This is a genomic window from Streptomyces lunalinharesii, assembly GCF_039532155.1.
In the GTDB taxonomy this organism is placed as follows: domain Bacteria; phylum Actinomycetota; class Actinomycetes; order Streptomycetales; family Streptomycetaceae; genus Streptomyces; species Streptomyces lunalinharesii.
Genome location: NZ_BAAARK010000005.1, coordinates 338,758 through 357,596 on the forward strand (window position 1 = coordinate 338,758; position 18,839 = coordinate 357,596).

The 18,839-nt window shown below is 74.0% G+C and carries 17 protein-coding genes; 4 read left to right on the top strand and 13 right to left on the bottom strand.

The annotated features are described in order from the left end of the window. Positions 1-62 precede the first annotated feature (62 nt). The gene (lysA, locus tag ABD385_RS11015; RefSeq protein WP_344574930.1) at positions 63-1,481 is read right to left on the bottom strand and encodes a diaminopimelate decarboxylase; all 1,419 of its coding nucleotides are present in this window, start codon (positions 1,479-1,481) and stop codon (positions 63-65) included. A 15-nt stretch (positions 1,482-1,496) separates the two neighbouring features. Next, a complete protein-coding gene (locus ABD385_RS11020) occupies positions 1,497-1,994 on the bottom strand; it encodes an SAV_915 family protein (protein WP_344574931.1) in 498 nt (165 codons plus the stop codon). Positions 1,995-2,299: 305 nt separating this feature from the next. On the opposite strand from ABD385_RS11020, the gene ABD385_RS11025 reads away from it, so the two are divergent. After that, a complete protein-coding gene (locus tag ABD385_RS11025) occupies positions 2,300-3,172 on the top strand; it encodes a MerR family transcriptional regulator (protein ID WP_344574932.1) in 873 nt (290 codons plus the stop codon). On the opposite strand, the gene ABD385_RS11030 is transcribed toward ABD385_RS11025, so the two are convergent. Next, complete coding sequence (locus tag ABD385_RS11030) at positions 3,148-4,167, bottom strand: LysR family transcriptional regulator (RefSeq protein WP_344574933.1); 1,020 nt, start codon at positions 4,165-4,167, stop codon at positions 3,148-3,150. The genes ABD385_RS11025 and ABD385_RS11030 overlap by 25 nt on opposite strands. A gap of 198 nt (positions 4,168-4,365) precedes the next feature. Next, positions 4,366-5,931, bottom strand: coding sequence for an MFS transporter (locus ABD385_RS11035; protein WP_344574934.1), 1,566 nt, complete (start codon positions 5,929-5,931; stop codon positions 4,366-4,368). A gap of 142 nt (positions 5,932-6,073) precedes the next feature. Between ABD385_RS11035 and ABD385_RS11040 the strand changes: the two genes are divergently transcribed. Together ABD385_RS11040 and ABD385_RS11045 are read left to right on the top strand one after the other, a co-directional pair. Next, positions 6,074-7,096: an Lrp/AsnC family transcriptional regulator gene (locus ABD385_RS11040; RefSeq protein ID WP_344574935.1), complete on the top strand. Its 1,023-nt coding sequence runs from the start codon at positions 6,074-6,076 to the stop codon at positions 7,094-7,096. Beyond that, on the top strand, positions 7,093-7,806 hold the full coding sequence (locus ABD385_RS11045) for a rhomboid-like protein (RefSeq protein ID WP_344574936.1): 714 nt from the start codon (positions 7,093-7,095) through the stop codon (positions 7,804-7,806). Before ABD385_RS11040 ends, ABD385_RS11045 begins: the two co-directional genes overlap by 4 nt. Here ABD385_RS11045 and ABD385_RS11050 read toward each other — a convergent pair. The 9 genes from ABD385_RS11050 to ABD385_RS11090 form a co-directional block, all read right to left on the bottom strand. After that, positions 7,797-8,621 carry an HAD family hydrolase gene (locus ABD385_RS11050; protein WP_344574937.1) on the bottom strand — a complete coding sequence of 275 codons (825 nt, stop codon included), beginning with the start codon at positions 8,619-8,621 and terminating at the stop codon, positions 7,797-7,799. The genes ABD385_RS11045 and ABD385_RS11050 overlap by 10 nt on opposite strands. After that, positions 8,618-9,907, bottom strand: a complete 1,290-nt coding sequence (gene serS / locus ABD385_RS11055; RefSeq protein ID WP_344574938.1) for a serine--tRNA ligase — start codon at positions 9,905-9,907, stop codon at positions 8,618-8,620. The genes ABD385_RS11050 and serS overlap by 4 nt, the downstream gene beginning before the upstream one ends. A gap of 672 nt (positions 9,908-10,579) precedes the next feature. Further along, positions 10,580-11,506 (bottom strand): prephenate dehydratase, encoded by a 927-nt coding sequence (pheA, locus tag ABD385_RS11060; RefSeq protein ID WP_344574939.1) that lies wholly within the window; start codon positions 11,504-11,506, stop codon positions 10,580-10,582. A gap of 120 nt (positions 11,507-11,626) precedes the next feature. Beyond that, positions 11,627-12,940 carry an iron uptake transporter deferrochelatase/peroxidase subunit gene (efeB, locus tag ABD385_RS11065; RefSeq protein WP_344574940.1) on the bottom strand — a complete coding sequence of 438 codons (1,314 nt, stop codon included), beginning with the start codon at positions 12,938-12,940 and terminating at the stop codon, positions 11,627-11,629. Continuing rightward, positions 12,940-14,964, bottom strand: a complete 2,025-nt coding sequence (locus tag ABD385_RS11070; RefSeq protein ID WP_344575032.1) for a copper resistance CopC/CopD family protein — start codon at positions 14,962-14,964, stop codon at positions 12,940-12,942. The genes efeB and ABD385_RS11070 overlap by 1 nt, the downstream gene beginning before the upstream one ends. A 100-nt stretch (positions 14,965-15,064) precedes the next feature. Next, the gene (locus ABD385_RS11075; protein ID WP_344574941.1) at positions 15,065-15,553 is read right to left on the bottom strand and encodes a copper chaperone PCu(A)C; all 489 of its coding nucleotides are present in this window, start codon (positions 15,551-15,553) and stop codon (positions 15,065-15,067) included. Next, on the bottom strand, positions 15,550-16,206 hold the full coding sequence (locus tag ABD385_RS11080; RefSeq protein ID WP_344574943.1) for an SCO family protein: 657 nt from the start codon (positions 16,204-16,206) through the stop codon (positions 15,550-15,552). The genes ABD385_RS11075 and ABD385_RS11080 overlap by 4 nt, the downstream gene beginning before the upstream one ends. 138 nt (positions 16,207-16,344) lie before the next feature. Further along, a complete protein-coding gene (locus tag ABD385_RS11085) occupies positions 16,345-17,082 on the bottom strand; it encodes a YcnI family copper-binding membrane protein (protein ID WP_344574944.1) in 738 nt (245 codons plus the stop codon). A 169-nt stretch (positions 17,083-17,251) separates the two neighbouring features. Then, complete coding sequence (locus ABD385_RS11090) at positions 17,252-18,082, bottom strand: hypothetical protein (RefSeq protein WP_344574945.1); 831 nt, start codon at positions 18,080-18,082, stop codon at positions 17,252-17,254. A 268-nt stretch (positions 18,083-18,350) separates the two neighbouring features. Between ABD385_RS11090 and ABD385_RS11095 the strand changes: the two genes are divergently transcribed. Further along, on the top strand, positions 18,351-18,833 hold the full coding sequence (locus tag ABD385_RS11095) for an ATP-binding protein (RefSeq protein WP_233657320.1): 483 nt from the start codon (positions 18,351-18,353) through the stop codon (positions 18,831-18,833). Positions 18,834-18,839 lie beyond the last annotated feature (6 nt).

Below are 18,839 nucleotides of genomic sequence, written 5' to 3' on the forward strand. Positions count from 1 at the left end.
CCCGGAGGCCGGGGGACCGGGGCCGGCGGATCACCCACCGCCCCGGGTCCGTGCCCGGCCCGTCAGAGGCCGATGTCGCGTTCCTGGATGTCCGCCAGCGACTCCCGGCGGACCAGCAGCCGGGCGTGGCCCGAGGTGACCGCGACGACCGGCGGTCGGCCGACGAGGTTGTACCCGGAGGCCATGGACAGGTGGTACGCGCCGGCCACGGGGACGGCGAGCAGGTCACCGGGGCGGACGTCGCCGGGCAGGTGGACGTCGGAGGCGAGGATGTCGCCCGCCTCGCAGTGCCGGCCGACGACGGTCACCGGTTCGGTCGGCACCGCCGAGCGCCGCCCGACCAGCCGGGGCGCGTAGCGCACCCCGTACAGCGCGGGCCGCGGGTTGTCGCTCATCCCGCCGTCCACCGCGACGAAGGTGTGCGAGCCGGTGCGCTTGACGGACAGCACCCGGTAGAGGACGACGCCCGAGGGGCCGGCGATGGCGCGGCCCGGTTCGACGGCCAGCCGCGGCACCGGGAGGCCGGCCGCCGCGCAGCTGCCGGCCAGCTCGGCGCGGACCTTGGTGGCGAGTCCGACCACGTCGAGGGCGGGTTCGCCGGGCAGGTAGGCCACGCCGTGGCCGCCGCCCAGGTCCAGTTCGGGCAGGGTGACGCCGTGTTGCTCGCGGACCCGGGCCAGCAGGCCGACCAGGCGCCGCACGGCCGAGAGGTACGGCTTGACGGCGGTGATCTGGGAGCCCAAGTGGCAGTGCAGGCCGACGAGTTCGAGCCGCGGCTGGCCCAGGACGCGGGTGATCGCGTGCTGTGCGGAGCCGTCGGTGAGGGACAGCCCGAACTTCTGGTCGTCGGTGCCGGTGCGGATCTTGGCGTGGCCGCCGGCGGCGATCCCGGGGACGACCCGGATCAGTACCTTCTGCCGGCTGTCCGCCGGGACCGCGGCCGCCAGCCGGGCGATCTCGGAGGTGCTGTCGATGACGATCCGGCCGACGCCGAGCCGGAGCGCGGCCCGCAGGTCGGCCGGGCTCTTGGCGTTGCCGTGCAGCACGATCCGCTCCGGCGGGAAGCCGGTGGTGACCGCGAGTTCCAACTCGCCGGCGGAGCAGACGTCCAGGCCCAGGCCCTCCTCGGCGACCCAGTGCGCCATGGCGCGGCACAGGAACGCCTTGGCCGCGTAGTAGACGTCGGCGTCGGGGAAGGCGCGCAGGTAGGTGCGGCAGCGGCGGCGGACCTCGTCCTCGTCCAGGACGTAGGCGGGGGTGCCGAAGCGGTCGGCGAGTTCGGTCAGCGCGACGCCGCCGATGGAGAGGTCGTCCTCGGGGAGCGGCAGGGTCGATGCGGGCCATATGGCGAGTTCGTCCGGGCCGCCGCCCGGGGACGGCGGGGGTGCCGTCGTGGGGGCCGGGTGCAGGGCCGTCGCGTCGGGGGCCGGCGGCGCGGTCCGCGGGGTCTCGGTGGTCCGGGGCAGGGTCGTGTGGCTCATGGTGGGTGCCCCTCCTCAAACGGCCCGTAGCTGGTTGTTGCGGGAACTCCGGGGGATTCCCGGGGTTCCCGGGGCGAAGCGTGGTTCGCGGCGGACGTCGGGGGTCGGGCGCGGGTCCCGGGGGACGTCCCGGGCGAACCGCTGGCCGCCCGCCGCGTCCCGCGCGGCCTCCGGGGTGAACTGCGGCGTGCGGGCGGCGGCATCGGCCGTGCGCCGGCCCTCCCGCGCGACGTCGGGGGTGAAGCGCGGATCGACGGTCACGGTGGCCGCACCGAGGGGTTCGGCCAGTGCGCGCAGCGCGGGCTCGGAGAGCCGCACCCACGGCTGGCCGCCGCCGAGGACCTCGGCCAGCCGCTGCGGTGAGGTGAAGCCGACGGCGGTGCGGCCGCCGAGCGGGGTGCGGAACAGGCGGGCGGTGCAGCCCGCGGGTCCCGGCCGGACGGGGACGAAGAGGGGCCCGGCCGGGACACGATCAGCAGGCTCGGGGTCTTCCGCGTGGAGAGGGTGGGACACGGCGTTGCTCCTCGACGGGACGGCGCCCCGGACCGGTTGGACTGCGTGTGCGCCGGGGCTCGGCACAGACGCTATGCCCGGTGCGGGGGGCATCCCGCGGCTCCATGACGCTTCGTTGACGGTGAGCGGACCGGACTTGACGCGATGCTGCCGCCGGTGGCCGGGGCCCGTCGGACGGTGGCGCGATCCGGTCGCGGAGAGGTCCCGGACCGGCAACGGACCGTGACCGCACCACTCACCCCCTCCGTGGGGTTGCGGCCGTCCTTGACCTTGACACTGTGGGAACCGCTCCACTGGAAGGCGTCATGTTCAGCATCGGAGATTTCGCCAGGTACGGCCGGGTGTCGGCCCGGATGCTGCGTCACTACGACGCCATCGGGCTGCTGCGGCCGGCCCGTACCGACCCCGTCACCGGCTACCGCTCCTACGCTGCGGCCCAGCTCGCCCGGCTCAACCGCGTCATCGCGCTCAAGGACCTCGGATTCAGCCTCCAGCAGGTGGCGGCGATCCTCGACGAGCAGCTGGACGCGGCCGAGCTGCGCGGGATGCTGCGGCTGCGGCGGGCGGAGCTGGCGGCCGCCCGGGACGCGGCCGAGGCGCGGCTGGGGCAGGTCGAGGCGCGACTCCGGACGATCGAGAGTGAGGGACACATGTCCGCCGACGACGTGGTGCTCAAGCACACCGAACCGGTCCTGCTCGCGGAGCTCAGCGAGGTCGCGGCCAGTTACGGACCCGAGGACATCGGCCCGGTCATCACACCGCTCTACCAGGAGCTGTTCGGCCGGCTGGCGGCGGCGGGGCTGACCCCGACCGGGCCGGGACTGGCGTACTACGAGGCCGCACCGGACGGCGCCGGCCCCGAGGGCACGGGGGACGCGGTGGTGGTGCACGCCGGGGTCGCGATCGGCCGGGAGGAGCTGGCGAAGGCCGTGCGGCGTGGCGCGGACGGCGCCGGGCTCGGCTTCGACACCGTCACGCTGCCCGGGCTCGACCTGGCCGCGACGGTCGTCCACCGCGGCCCGATGAGCCGGATCGTGCCGACCGCGCAGCACCTCGCGCACTGGATCGACGGCAACGGCTACCGCTCGGCCGGTTACGCCCGTGAGCTGTACCTCCAGTGCCCGGACGACCAGGAGCAGTGGGTCACCGAGATTCAGGAACCGGTCGTCAGGGCCTGAGGCCGGGGGCCGGGGACGGCGCCGACGGCCGCGGCGGCGTCCGGACCCGCCGCCGGTGACCCGTGCCCGGTGGGCGGCGCCCCGTCCACCAGGCACCGGTTCACCGTCCCGGCGAACTCCACGGCGGCCGGGCTGAGCGCCGCCCACTGGCGCACCGCCCACCCCGTCGTCAGCGGCGGCAGCGCCGGGATCGGCACCAGCCGCAGGCCCGGGTGGTCGGCGGTGGCGCGGTCACCGGGGAGGCGGGGGACGACGGCGGGGCCGACGCCGAGTTCGGCGAGCAGCAGCGCGGTGTCCCAGTCGGCGACGCTGGTGGTGCTGGGCCCGGGGACCGTGGGGGCCGGTGCCGGGGCGCCCTCCTGGTGGCCGAGGTGCCCGTCGAGGCGCATCCGGGAGGTGGAGTTCTCCGGCAGCCGGACGAGGCGGAGGCCGGCCAGTTCGTCCGGTGCGACGTGGTCGCGGGCGGCGAGCGGATCGTCGGCGCGGACCGCGAGCACCCACGGCAGGCCCATCACCGGGTGCTGCTCGATGCCCCGCACGGGCGGGCCGATGGTGATCCAGGCCAGCTCGGAGTCGCCGTCCGCGACCGCCTCGAAGCAGCGGCGGCTGGAACTCTCGGTGTGGAACTCCAGGTTGACGTGCGGATGCCGGTCCCGGAAGGCGACCACCGCGTCCGACATGAAGTGCCGGACGGTGGTCGCCCCGGTGGTGACCCGGACCGTCCCGCCGTCGCCCCGCCGCATGTCGGCCAGCCGGCGCAGTGCCAGGTCCAGTCCGCCCAGGCCGTCGGCGGCGGCGCGGTGCAGGATGCGGCCCGCCGCGGTCGGCGCCACCCCGCGCGGCCGGCGCTCCAACAGGCCGATGCCGGCCTCCCGTTCGAGGCGCTTGACGCGCTGGCTGACGGCGGACTGGGTGCAGCCGAGGTCGCGGGCGACGGCGCTGAGGCTGCCCGCCTCGCAGACGGCCACGAAGGCGCGCAGATCGTCGAGGGTCACCCGGCCACGCTACTGCGCGGCCCACCGGTAACCCAAGCCATGGCTAAGGAGTTTGGAAGGAAACCCGAGGATTGACTTGGGTCTGTGGTCCCGGGACGATCGTCGCAGGGCCCTGGGCGGCAACCCGGAACCGTGGACGGCCGTACGGTTCCGGGTGCCGACCCGCCCGTACGGTGCCGCCCGTACGGGGTGTCGGCGTCACGCCCCCGCCGGCGCTCCCGAGCGCGACCGGGCGTCGTCGTGCTCCGCCCCGCCGGTGCCGGCCGCGCCGTCGGCGCTCGCCGGCGCACCCGAGGGCGCGCCGCCCGGCCGTCCGTCGTCCGTCCGCGGAGCGCGCCGGACCACGGCGAGGACCAGCAGGCCGGTGACCAGCGCCGCCAGCCCGGAGAGCAGCGTGATGTCCCGCAGCCCGGAGAGGTAGCCGTCGGCGAGCGCGGCCCGGCCGCCGGTGGCGGCCCCGGAGTCCCGCAGGGCGGTGCTGAACACCGTCCCCAGGACCGCGATCCCGAAGGCGAACCCGAGCTGGCGGAAGGTGTTGACCGCGCCGCTCGCCATCCCGGCCCGCTGCGGCGGGGCCGCGCCGAGCGCCGCCGACACCAGTACGGGCATCGCCGCACCGATGCCGAGCCCGCTCACCGCCAGACCGGGCACCAGCGCCGGCCAACCGGCGCCGGCGCCGAGCAGCGCGACGTGCAGCAGCGCCCCCGCGCCGATCAGCAACACGCCGATGCCGAGCGGGAGTTGCGGCGACATCCGCTGGAGCGCCCGGCCGCCGAGCACGCCGACCAGCAGCGACATCAGCGCCATCGGAGTCACCGCGAGCCCGGCCCCGATCGGGCTCAGCCCGAGCACGTTCTGCGTCCACAGCCCCACGAACGTCAGGTACGGGAAGGCCGCCGCCTGCATCAGCAGCGCCGCCACCATCAGTACCGCGAACGACGGGCGGCGCAGCAGCCGGAGGTCCAACAGCGGCCCGGCGGTCCGCCGCTCGACGACCACGAACACCAGCAGGGCCAGCGCGGCCACCGCCAACGCCACCAGCGTCCCGCCCTCGGTCCAGCCGTGCTCGCCGCCGCGCATCAGCCCGTAGGTCAGCGCGCCCGCGCACAGCGTGAAGGAGCCGGCGCCCGGCCAGTCGATCCGCGCGCCCCGGTCGCCGTAGGACTCGCCGACGTGGCGCAGGGTCAGCCAGATGGCGATCGCGGTCAGCGGCAGGTTGACCAGGAAGATCGCCCGCCAGTCGGTCCACTCGGTGAGCATCCCGCCCAGCACCGGGCCGACCGCGGCCGCCGCGCCGCTGGTGCCGCCCCAGACGCCGAACGCCACGCCGCGGTCCCGGCCCTGGTAGGCGGCCATCAGCAGCGGGGTGTTGGTGGCGAACATCGCCGCCGCCCCGATGCCCTGCACGATCCGGGCCGCGACCAGTAGGTCCGCGCCGGGGGCCAGCCCGCAGGCCAGCGAGGCGAGCGCGAAGAGCGCCAGCCCGCCGACGTAGAGCCGGCGCCGGCCGTACAGGTCGGCCGCCGAGCCCGCCACCATCAGGAGCGCGGCCAGCGCCAGCGCGTAGCTGTCCATCACCCACTGGAGCGAGGAGAAGGAGGCGCCCAGGCCGTCGGCTATCCGGGGCAGCGCGGTGTTCACGATCGTCACGTCGACCAGCAGCATGAAGTTGCCGAGGGTGATGGCCACCAGGGGCCACCACTTCCCGCGCGCTCTGCCGTGGCCGTCGCCCCCGTCGGGCGCCTGCCCGGGTGCGTCCCGCATGGTCCTGTCCTCCGTTGGGTGGTGCGCTCACGTACGTGGCCGGGCAGACGCCCGGCCGGGTACCACTCTCCGTCGCACCCCGCCCGTTTCCCCAGCCACGGCGTTCCGGGCGGCGCAATCCGACACGGGTTAGCCTCCAACGGTGAAAACCGACGGCAGCGCCGCCAGACCGGCGCCCTTCGACGACCTCGACCGGCGGCTGATCCACGCCCTCCAGACCGACGGCCGCGCCCCCTTCAGCCGGATCGCCGAGGTCCTCGGGGTCTCCGACCAGACGGTCGCCCGCCGCTACGCCCGCCACCGCGGCTCCGGCGGGCTGCGGGTGCTGGGGCTGGCCGAGCCGCGGGCCCTGGGCGAGGTGGAGTGGCTGGTGCGGGTGCAGTGCGCGCCGGACGCCGCGGTGTCGGTCGCCGAGGCGCTGGCCCGCCGCCCGGACACCTCCTGGGTCAGCCTGATGTCCGGCGGCACCGAGATCGCTGCGGTCTGCCGGTCGGGGAGCAGCGAGCACAGCGACGCGCTGCTGCTCCAGAAGCTGCCGCGCACCCCGCGCGTGGTCGGCGTGGCCGCCCACTGCCTGCTGCACGAGTTCTACGGCGGCCCGCAGAGCATGATCAGCAAGTCCGGTGCGCTGACCGCCGAGGAGACCGCCCGGCTGAGCCCGCCGGTGCCCCGCCCGCTGACCGAACCGGTGGTGCTCTCCGACGCCGATCGGCGGCTCTTCGAGGCGCTGGGCCGGGACGGCCGGGCCCCGCTCGCCGACCTCGCCGCGGCCACCGACTCCTCGCCCACCACCGTCCGCCGTCGACTGGAGGCACTGCGCGCGGACGGCGTGCTCTACTACGACGTCGACTACGACCTGCGGCTCTTCGGCTACGGGGTGATGGTCGCCCTGTGGCTGTCCGTCGCGCCGGCCGAACTCGCCGCCACCGGCGCGGCGTTGGCGACCCATCCGGAGGTCGCCTTCGCCGGCGCCACCACCGGCCCGCACAACCTCTTCGCGTCCGTCCTGTGCCGGGACACCGGCGCGCTCTACAGCTACCTGACGACCCGGGTCGCGGCGCTGCCGGGCGTGCGGACCATGGAGAGCGCGCCGCGGATCCGGCACATCAAGGGGCCCGGCCCGTACTTCGCGGTCGGCCCCGCCGTCCCGAGGAGCCGTCGATGACACCCTCGCTGGCCGCCCCGGCCCGCCGGGCGGGGAACTGGGTGCGGGACTGGGTCCGTTCCACGCCCGGCACCCACATCTGGCTGTTGATCATCGGCATCACCAGCCTGGTGATCGCCTCGGCCTCCGAGGGGCTGGAGCAGTTCCTCCTGCACCGCACCAGCAGCAACATCCACGAGCTGAACGAGCATCCGCTGCCCTCGCTGCTGATCAGCGGATTCTGGATCGAGCAGCCGGGGTCGTTCCTGCTCTACGCGGTGATGTTCGAGCTGGTGCACGCCAACGTCGAGCGCTGGATGGGCAGTTGGCGCTGGCTGCTGACCGTCGGCGCGGCACACGTCGCGGCCACCCTGGCCAGCCAGGAACTGGTGCTGCTCGCCATCGAGGGCCACCAGCTGCCGCGCTCGATGACGCACGTGGTGGACATCGGCGTCTCCTACGGGCTGGCCGCCGCGGCCGGCGTGCTGACCTACCGACTGCCGCCCCCCTGGCGCTACGGCTACCTCGTCGGCCTGCTGGCCTTCTTCGGGGTGCCGCTGGCGACCGGCGCGACCTTCACCGACTTCGGCCACGCCATAGCGCTGACCATGGGGTTGGCGTGCTGGCCGCTGACGCCGGCGGCACGGGTGGGGCCGGGTGACGTGGCGACGGGGGACGACGACGGGGACGGGGCCGGAGCGCCGCCCCCGTCCGGACGCCGTCAGGAGTAGAGCCGCTCCAGCACCAACGCGACCCCGTCGTCCTCGTTGGAGGCGGTGATCTCGTCGGCCACGGCCTTGAGTTCGTCGTGGGCGCCGGCCATCGCCACGCCGTGCGCGGACCAGGCGAACATCGGGATGTCGTTGGGCATGTCGCCGAACGCCAGGGTCTCCTTGGCGGTGATGCCCAGGCGGCGCGCGGCCAGTGACAGCCCGGTGGCCTTGGTCAGGCCCAGCGGCAGCAGCTCGACGACGCGGGGCCCGGCCACCATGACGCCGACCAGGTCACCGGCGACCTGGCGGGCGGCGCGGGCCAGTGCGTCGTCGTCCAGCGTCGGGTGCTGGAGGTAGACCTTGTTCAGCGGCGCGGCCCACAGCTCGCCCGGATCGTCGATCAGGACGTTGGGCAGCGGGCCCTCCTGGACCTGGTAGCCCGGGCCGACCAGCACCTCGCCGGCCAGGCCGTCGCGGCTCGCCGCCAGGTGGAGCGGGCCCACCTCCGCCTCGATCTTGGACAGCGCGAGGCCGGCCAGCTGCCGGTCGAGCGTCACCGACGTCAGCAGCCGCCGTTCACCGGCGTGGTAGACCTGCGCGCCCTGTCCGCACACCGCCAGCCCCTGGTAGTCCAGGGCGTCGAGGATGTGCCGGGTCCAGGGCACCGCCCGGCCGGTGACGACGATGTGCGCCGCGCCCGCCGCGGTGGCCGCGGCGAGCGCCTGGCGGGTGCGTGCGGAGACGGACTCGTCGTGGCGCAGCAGCGTCCCGTCGAGGTCCGTCGCGATGAGCTTGTACGGCAGCGGCGAACCCGCCGGGGCTGAGGTGCTCACTTGGTGACGGGCTCCAGTACCTCACGGCCGCCCAGGTAGGGGCGGAGCACCTCGGGGACGTGGACCGAGCCGTCGGGCCGCTGGTGGTTCTCGAAGATCGCCACGATGGTCCGCGGGACGGCGCAGAGCGTGCCGTTGAGCGTCGCCAGCGGGCGGACCTTCGGCTTGCCGTCGGTGGTCTCCCGCATCCGGACCGAGAGCCGGCGGGCCTGGAACTCGTCGCAGTTGGACGCCGAGGTCAGCTCGCGGAACTTGCCCTGGGTCGGGATCCACGCCTCGCAGTCGAACTTGCGGGAGGCGGAGGCGCCCAGGTCACCGGTGGCGACGTCGATCACCTGGAACGGCAGCTCCAGGCCGGTCAGCCACTGCTTCTCCCACTCCAGCAGGCGCCGGTGCTCGGCCTCGGCATCCTCCGGCGTGACGTAGGAGAACATCTCCACCTTGTCGAACTGGTGGACCCGGAAGATGCCGCGGGTGTCCTTGCCGTAGGTGCCGGCCTCGCGGCGGAAGCACGGCGAGAACCCGGCGTAGCGCAGCGGCAGCTGCTCCGCGTCGACGATCTCGTCCATGTGGTACGCGGCGAGCGGGACCTCGGAGGTGCCGACCAGATAGAAGTCGTCGCGCTCCAGGTGGTAGACGTTCTCGGCGGCCTGGCCGAGGAAGCCGGTGCCCTCCATGGCGCGCGGGCGCACCAGGGCGGGGGTCAGCATCGGCGTGAAGCCGGCCTCGGTGGCCTGTGCGATGGCGGCGTTCACCAGCGCCAGCTCCAGCAGGGCGCCGATGCCGGTGAGGTAGTAGAAGCGCGAGCCGGAGACCTTGGCGCCGCGCTCGACGTCGATGGCGCCGAGCAGTTCGCCGATCTCCAGGTGGTCCTTCGGGGCGAAGCCCTCGGCGGCGAAGTCGCGGACGGTGCCGTGCGTCTCCAGGACCGTGAAGTCCTCCTCGCCGCCCACCGGGACGTCGGGGTGGACGATGTTGCCCAGCTTGCGCAGCAGCGCCTGGGTCTCTTCCTTGGCCTCGTCCTGCTCGGCGTCGGCGGCCTTGACGGCGGCGGCCAGCTCGCCGGCCTTCTTCAGCAGCGCGGCCTTCTCGTCGCCGCCGGCCTTGGGGATGAGCTTGCCGAGCGCCTTCTGCTCGGAGCGCAGCTCGTCGAAGCGGACGCCGGACGACCTGCGCCGCTCGTCGGCGGAGAGGAGTGCGTCGACGAGTGCGACGTCCTCTCCACGGGCGCGCTGGGAGGCGCGAACACGGTCGGGGTCCTCACGGAGCAGGCGAAGGTCAATCACCCCACCAGGCTACCGGGGCCGGCAGCCGGCCCTCGACGTGATATTCGCGGGTGCGACCATTTGCCCGTTTTGCGGTTATTTATTCCGCGGTGGGGAATCGACCCCGGGCGCCTTCTCGAAGGGCGCGTCGTAACGCATCGTAAGGCCCTGCGGAATTCCCGGTTCTTGCCGCGAAAAGGGGCATTCGCGGCGGCGGATTCCTGGCTTCCGGATGATGGGCCCGGTGCGGCCCCCAGGTTGCCCACCGGGTTGTCCACAGGAGGGAGGGAGTTGCGGATTCTTATCCACAGGCTGTGTGTGAGATCTGTGGAAGCCGGAATTGATCATTCTGTGCCCGAAATGCTCGCCTATGGATTCTTGGTCCAAACCCTGTTCACGCACTCTTTCGTGTGGGATTACCTCGCCCTAAAGGATTGGTTACGGGAATTGTGCTGACGAGGTGCGCGGTGATCCACTGTGGGCGGCTGTGGAGGGGTGTGTGGTCACTAGGGTGATATGTCGACTCTGTCCGACTCGGATGTCGACTTACCCACAGGTCGAGAAGTGGGCCTGTGGATAACTTTGTGGACAACCACGGAGGGCTCTGGGACGGCACGCCGGAACGGCGCCGCCGGCCCCGCCGAAGGCGCAGGTCACAGCCCGTGACCTGAGAGGTGGGAGGGGGAGCGGAGGTCAGCCCCGGCCGTCCTGGCAGCGCGCCAGCCAGTCCGACGCGGCCGTGAACGCCGCATCGGTCACCTGCGGCCGGACGTTGGCGCTGACCTCGTCCGCCCGCGGGTACGAGCCGAGGAACCGCACGTCGCGGCAGACCCGCTTGAGGCCCATCAGGACCTCGCCCACCCGCCGGTCGGTGACGTGGCCCTCGCAGTCCACCGAGAAGCAGTAGCGGCCGATGCCCTCACCGGTCGGCCGGGACTCGATCCGCATCATGTTGACCCCGCGGACCGCGTACTCCTGGAGCAGCTCCAGCAGCGCACCGGGGTGGTCGGCGGCCAGCCACAGCACCACCGAGGTCTTGTCCGCCCCGGTGGGCGCCGCCGGCCGGGCCGGGCGGCCGACCAGGACGAAGCGGGTGGCGGCGTTCTGCGCGTCGTGGATGCCGGCGACCAGAGGCTCCAGCCCGTACGTCGCGGCCGCGAACTCACCCGCGAACGCGCCGTCGTAGCGGCCCTCCTGGACCAGCCGGGCACCGTCCGCGTTGGAGGCCGCCGACTCCCAGACCGCGTCCGGGAGCCGGGCCGCCAGCCACTTGCGGACCTGGGGCTGCGCCACCGGGTGCCCGGTGACCGTCTTCACGTCGGCCAGGGCCGTTCCCGGGCGGGCCAGGAGCGCGAAGGCGATCGGCAGCAGCACCTCGCGGTAGATCATCAGCGGTTCGCCGGAGGCCAGTTCGTCGAGGGTGGTGGTCACCCCGCCCTCGACGGAGTTCTCGATCGGCACCAGCGCCGCCGCGGCCTCGCCGGCCCGGACCGCGTCCAGCGCGGCCGGCACCGACACCATCGGCACCAGCTCCCGGGTCGCCGCCTCGGGCAGGGTGCGCAGGGCGGCCTCGGTGAAGGTGCCGGCGGGACCGAGAAACGTATAGCGACTGGCCGACATGCCGTGGACTCCCTCACGTGCTCGCGGGAGCGTCCCGCTGTCTTTCCCTGCCCTCGTCACGATACCGAGCCCGGTGGTGGTGGGCGGACGCGTTCCGAAGAGTGGTCCCGGCCGCCCCGCTCAGCCCTCCAGCAGCGGCTGGGCCACGTAGTCGCCGTCCGACGGTGCCGGCGGCACCGCGTACAGGCCGCTGGCCTCGTGCCGCAGGAACGGCGAGAGCGCGTCGCCGCGGTCCAGCTTCCGCTGGATCTGGGTGAAGGCGCGCAGCGGGTCGGCCTGCCAGCAGACGAAGAGCAGCCCGGCGTCCGGGGCGCCGTCGTCGCGGAAGCCGTCGTGGAAGGAGAACGGGCGGCGCAGCATCGCCGCGCCCTGGTTGGCCTCCGGGGCGGCGATCCGGGCGTGCGCGTCGGCGGGGATGACCGGGAGCCCGTCGGGGCCGGTGGCGTCCAGCTTCATCGGGGTGGTCTCGGTGCCGCCGGTCAGCGGGGCGCCGCTGTCCTTGCGCCGGCCTATGACCCGTTCCTGTTCGGTGCGCGAGCGCTGCTCCCAGTCGTCGAGCAGCATCCGGATCCGGCGCACCACCGCGTACGAGCCGCCGCGCATCCACTCCTGCGCGGTGTCCGCGCCGACGAAGATCCGCCGGTCGAAGTCCGGGTCGGACGGCTTGGGGTTGTTGGTGCCGTCGACCTGGCCCATCAGGTTGCGGGCGGTCATCGGGCGCGCGGTGGCGCCCGGCGTGCGGTTGAAGCCGTTCATCTGCCAGCGCAGCCGGGCGGCCCCCGCGGCCTCCTTCTGGAGCGTGCGCAGGGCGTGGAAGGCGACCAGCGCGTCGTCGGCGCCGATCTGGATCCACAGGTCGCCGTCGGAGCGCCGGGGGTCGAGGGCGTCGTTGGAGAAGGCGGGCAACGGGTCGAGCTGGACCGGGCGGCGGGCGGTCAGACCGGTCCGGTCGAAGAAGCCGCGGCCCAGTCCGAAGGTGACGGTGAGCGAGGACGGGCCGGCGTCCAGCGCCACGTCGGTGTCGGCCTGCGGGGTGCGCCCGGCCATCAGCTCCCGCGCCGTCTGCGACCAGCGGCGCAGCAGCGCGGCGGCCTCCTTGCGGCCGGCGCCGGGCGCCAGGTCGAAGGCGACGAGGTGGCCGCTGGCCTGGAGCGGGGTGGTGATGCCGGCCTGGTGCTTGGCGCCCGCCGTGCGGAACGCGACCTCGGTCGACCCGAGCGTGGTCAGCGCCGCCGGGGCGTCGCCCTGCGCGGCCGAGGCGCCGAGCGCGCCGCCGGCCCCGCCGACGACCAGCCCGGCCGCGCCGGCCGCACCGACGGTCCCCAGGAGGCGGCGGCGGGACAACTGCGGGGCGGTGCCGTCCGGGGCCGGCGCGGGCCGGGTGCGGGGGGCGTCGTCGGGCGGGGTGGCGGTGGCGTCCTGCTGCTTGCTCATCAGTCGATCGTCACGTTCCTGGTCTCGGTCACCTGGTCGAAGTCGGAGGTCCGCACGAGCAGTGACAGCTGCCACCGTCCCGGGACCGGGAGTTGGATGCCGCCGGCGGTCCAGTGGCCGGTGCCGCTGTGCCGGAGCGTGACCGGGAGCGGCCCCAGCTTCTTGGCGTCGAGCGTGAAGGAGACCGCTACCTGGGGGACGTCCCGGGCCTTGCCGGACGGGTCGGCGATCCGCAGCCGCAGCTCGTTGCCGCCGCCGCTGCGCCCGGGGTCGAGGTCGAGCCGGGCGGTGCCCTTGCCGTCCGCGCCGCCGGTGTCGAACGGGACGTTCAGCACGCGCGGTTGGTTGGCGTCGGGGGACCGGCCGGCCGAGGCGGCCTTGACGGCCTCCGCGGTGCGGGCCGGCTCGGTGGTGGTCAGGGCGGTGGTCACCGCGAGCAGCAGCACCGCCACGGAGGCTTCGGTCAGGACGGACCGCCGCAGTCCCCGCCGCACCGGGTCGGCGTCCCGGACCCGCTTCTTCCGGGCAGTGGCCAACGCGGCCTTCTGGCGCTCCAGTTGGGCGACCCGGGTCGGGTCGGCGGAGCCGCCGGAACCGGCCGCGTCCACCGCCGGCGCGTCCTCGGCGTCCGAGGCATCCGAGGCGTCCGAGGCGTGCTGCGCGTCAGCCGGGGCGGCGGCGGGCTCCGTGCCGTCCGTGCCCTCCGCGGTGTCCGCGGTGTCCGCGGCCGTCAGTCGGCCCGTCCAGCGGCGGGAGAGCCCGGCGACGGCCACCATCACCGCGACCAGGCCCACCTTGACCAGCAGCAGCTGCCCGTAGGAGGTGTCGGTCAGCGCGTGCCACGAGCCGACCTGGCGCCAGGACTGGTAGGTGCCGGTGGCGACCAGCACCAGCACGGAGCCGAAGGCCACCCGGGAGAAGCGGCCCACAGCGGTCCGCTCGACCGGCGGGCCCCAGTAGAGGGAGACCAACAGGGCCGCCAGACCGCCGAGCCAGGCGGCGACCGCGAGCAGGTGCAGCACGTCGACGGGCATGGCGACGGCCGGCTGGAGTCCCGTCGAGGCGTGCTCGGCGATCGCCCAGGTGGTGGCCAGCCCCGCGGCGACCACCACGCCGCCGAGCGCAAGCCCGAACGTGAGGTCCTTGCGCCGCTTGACGGCGTCCCGGCCGTCCCCGGTGCCCTCGGTGTTCCCGCCGTCCGTGCCGTCCGTGCCGTCCGTGCCGTCCGGCGCGTGGGCCCGGGCGTACGCGCCGAACAGCACCGCCACGAACAGCGCCGCCGCGGCGAGCAGCAGCAGTCGGGAGAGCAGCGCGGCCCCCGGCTTGCTCAGCACCACCTGCTGGAGCCCGCCGAAGTCGAAGACGTCGGCGAGCTTGCCGGAGCCGGTGTACGGGGTGCGCAGCAACAGCATCGCCAGCGTGGCGCCGGTCAGCAGCGCCCAGCCGCGGACCACCAGGCGCTGCACGGACCGCACCCGGGCGGCGGCCGGCCGGCACGCCAGCACGAACGCCGCGCCGCCGACCAGCAGCACGAACCCGGCGTAGGCCAGATAGCGGGCGATCTCGTAGAGCGCGCCCACCAGGCCGCCGCCGACCTGCTGTTGGGGAAGGGCGGCGGTGGTCTTGGACGGCGCCCCGATGGAGAAGGTGAAGGCACCGGACACCGGGTGGCTGTCCGCCGAGATCGCCTGCCAGGCGACGGTGTACGTCCCGTTGGGGAGTCCCGGCGGGAGCCCCGCGCCGTATTTGACGACGCTCCCGCTGCACAGGTTGCGCAGCTTGCCGCGGTCCACCCGTTTGCCCTTGGGGTCCAGGACGCGCAGCGAGTCGTTCCCCATCGCCACGCCCTCGGAGAAGGTGAGCGCGACCTGCTCGGGGGCGTGCGCCACCACCGAGCCCTGCGCGGGGTCGCTGCCGGTCAGTGCGGCGTGCGCGGCGGCCGGCGTGACGCCGGCGGCCAGCACCCCGAACAGCACCGCCACGACGACCAGCAGCCGTCGCGGCCGGAAGCCGGTGAGGACCATGGTGCGCGCTCCCCTTCCCGTTGGCATGAGGTGTCCGTTTCCTTCACCGGGCCCGTCGCCGGGCCCTGTTCTCACGGTGTCCGCGCTGCGGCGGGGACCGTCACTTCTGCGGGCGGTAGTCGGCGGGCTTCACCGGGACCTCGACCTTGACCGGGTCGGCGGTGGCGAAGTGCAGCTCGACGGTGACCTTCTGGCCCGCGGTGGGCTTGCGGGTCAGGCCCATGAACATCAGGTGGTTGCCGCCGGCGCTGAGCGTGAGCTGCCCGCCCGCGGGCACCGGCAGCGAGTCGACCTGCTCCATCTTGTTGCCGGTGGTCTTGTGGATGCTGATGTCCTTGGACAGGTCGCTGGTGACCGACGTCAGCTTGTCGGCGGTGGCGCCGTCGTTCTTGATCACGAAGTAGGCGCCGGCCATGTCCTGGGTGACCGGCTGCGGCATGTAGGCGCCGCTGACCGAGAGCTGCGGCTTGCCGTCCCCGCCGCCGCAGCCCGCGAGGGCGAGACCGGCGGTGAGGGCGAACGCGGAGCCGATGGCTATGCGGCGGCTGACGGGGGCGAGGCGGGCGCGGGGGGTGGTGCGGCGGGTCACGGGTTCTGTCCCTTGATGATCTGAGGAAGTGCGGCGGTGTAGTTGTCGGAGGTGGCTTCCTGCATCCCCATCCAGTGGATCTTGTCGTCCTTGGGGGAGCTCAGCAGGACCTGGGCGCCGTGGGTGGAGACCACGTCGCCGTTCTTCTTCTTGACCGGCGCCTCGATGCCTATGTTCACGCTGCGGGCGGCCTGTTGGATCTTGTTGAACGGGCCGGTGAGCCCGATGAAGTCCTTGTTGATGCCGCCGAGCCACTTCTTGAGCTGGGCGGGCGTGTCGCGCTCCGGGTCGGAGGTCACGAAGACCACCCGCAGGTCGCTGCGTTCGGCCGCCGGCAGCTGCTTCACCGCGACCGCGATGTTGGCCATGGTCGTCGGGCAGACGTCCGGGCAGTTGGTGTAGCCGAAGTAGATCAGGGTGGGGTGGCCCTTGGTCTTCTCCAGCAGGTCGTACGGCTTGCCGTCGGAGTCGGTGAGGCTGAGGTCCGGCTTCTCCATCGGGCTGTCGAGGGTGACGATCGGCTTGGCCGCCGTCCCGCCGGAGACCTGGGCGATGGGCTGGTCGGAGCCGTCGCCGGAGCCGCAGGCGGTCAGGGTCAGGCCGAGTGCGGCGGTCGCCCCCAGGGCGGAGAGCAGCAGTTTTCTTCTATGCATGACGGGTGTGTCCTGGTATTTCCATGGCGCTGGGCCGGTGGGTGTCAGGTGTTCTCGGATCGACGGGTGCGTACCGGAGGGTGCCGGACCGGCGCGTGGCGCGCGCCGGTCCGACCGGGTCCGGTCGCGGGGCGCGGATCAGGCGTTGCGGCGACGGCCGGCGAGCACGCCGAACGCGACGCCGACGATGCCGACGACGATCCCGCCGACGGCCAGCACCCGTGCCGTGGTGTCGCTGGTGGACGCCGGGGCGGCGGTGGTGTCGCCCTTGGCGCCGTTCTTGCCGTCCGCCGGGTCCTGGGCGTCGGCCGCGGTGAGCTTGAGCACCGGCGCCGGGTTCTGCGGCTCCGGGCCGCCGGGCTTGGCCGGCTCGATCCAGCGCACGACCTCCTTGTTGTCGTACGTCTGGAGGGCCTTGAAGACGAGCTGGTCGGTGTCGCTGGGCAACTGGCCGACCGAGAGCGGGAACTGCTGGAACTGGCCCGGCTCGATGCCCTTGCCGTCCGCGGTCCAGGTGATCTTCGAGGGGGCCTCGTTGACCTTCTCGCCCTCCATCTCGACGGGCTTGGCGAGCTTGGACTTGGTGATGTCGACCTTCCAGCCGGGCACCGGCTGCGGCATGACGGACGTCAGCGGGTGGTCGGTCGGCAGGGAGACCTCGACCTTCACCGTCGAGGCGTCGTCGCGCTCGTTCGGCACCTTGATGTTGACGGTGGCGAAGCCGCCCTTGGGGGCGGTGCCGGGCTGCACGGTGACGTGCGCGAAGGCCGGGCCGGCCAGCAGCAGCACGCTGCCGGCCGCGATCCCGCCGACGACGGGGAGCCGACGGGCCAGGCGTCGCGCCGAGGACGACGCGCCGCCCGAAATCTCTGACATACCGGACTTCTTGGTCATGTGGACGCTCCACGGGGAGAAGGGAGGAAACGACTGCGGGGTGACGTGGTGCGGGGCCCGGCCTCGGCGCGCACGGCCGCCGCGCGCCGCCGTCCCTCCCCGTGGTCCGTCGTGGTCCTCGGGGTTCCTCGGGAGCGTGCTGCGCGTGGCGTCAGGCCGCGAGGGCCAGGCGGTCGGCCGACGGCGGGCCGCGGCGTATGACGCTGTGCTGGAGCGCCGGGTCCTGTGGACCGGGCTCGTCCCCGTGGGTCGAGGGGGCGCGTCGGCCCTCCTCCTGTGCCGCGCCGAGCGCCGCGAGCAGCGTCCGGACCAGCGCGAGCGAGCGGCGCACCGCACCGACCAGCGCCCGGGCCGCGACCTCGCGCGCCGCCGGAGCGGACAGCCGCACCAGCCGCCACAGCGCGGCCTCGCCGCGCCGCAGCAGCCACCCGAGGACGAGCGCGGCGAGCAGGTGCCCGAGCAGCATCGGCAGCGACGGCGCCAGGCAGCCCGCCATCATCGGCGCGCCGCCCCCGCCCGTCGGGTGCCCGCCGGCGCCGGCCAGCCCGGTGTTGCCGGCCAGTTCCAGCCCGCCGGGGCCGAGCAACTGCCGTGCCGTGCCGCCGTCGAGCCGGACGCCCTCCAGCCCGCACGTCAGGTGCCGGGCCAGTGCCACCGCGGCCTGGTCGGAGAGGCCCGAGGCACGCCCGGACGGCGCCGACATCGGGTGCTGGCCCATCGCGAACAGCGCGTGCAGCGCCAGTTGTCCGAGGGTCAGTCCGGCCGCGATCCCGGGCAGCGAGCGCTCCCGGCCGGCCAGCGGGGCCGCCACCGCGAACACCGCGACCGCGGCGAGCCCCAGCGTCCACAACGGCACCGTGGCCATCGAAGCGGCCATGTGCCCGGCCGCGGACAGCGTGACGCAGGCCGCGGTGAACACCGCGGCCCGTAGCAGCCGCAGATCGGCGGCCGCCCGCGCTGTGGGGACGGAGGGGGCAGTCATGGCGGGCGCCATCATCCCACTGCCCCCGTTCGTCGCGTACGGCAGGGTTTCAGCGGCTACCGCACGGGTGGCTCACGGGGCGCCCGCCAGAGGCGTCCGGAGTCCCGCAGCGGGCGCGCGGTGGCGCACGCCCGGCACCACGCCTACACCTGTGCGCTCACTTTTCGCATCCGCCGAATGAGCGGTATCACGTCCCGGAGACGCTTACCGACCTTGCGGCCCGGCAATAGGTATCGGTATGTCGAGCCGTGGCCAGGAGGCGGGAGCGATGAGCATCTGGTGGTCCCTCCATCTGCGGCGGGAGGCCGCAAGCGTGCCGCTCGCCCGACGGCTGCTGCTGGGCGCGATGGAGACCGCCGGCGTCGACCCGGACATCTGTTACGACCTCTCGGTCGCCCTCTCCGAGGCGTGTGCCAACGCCGTCGAGCACGGCGGCGACGTCACCGACGACTACCGCGTCACCGTCTACATCGACGGCGACACCTGCCGCATCGAGGTCACCGACTCCGGCCCCGGCTTCGGCCCCGCCGCCCCGCCCCATACCGCCGCGGACCGCGCGCTGCCGCCGGTCCCCGTCCCCGCCCCCGCGCAGGCCCCCGGATACGCCGAGGACGGCCGGGGGCTCTTTTTGATCGAGGCCCTCACCGACCACGTCCAGTACCGCAACCGCACCGGCCGGACCGGCGCCGTGGTCAGCTTCGACAAGATCCTCAAGTGGCGCGAGGGGGCGGCGCTTCCTATGGCGTCGTAGCCGGTC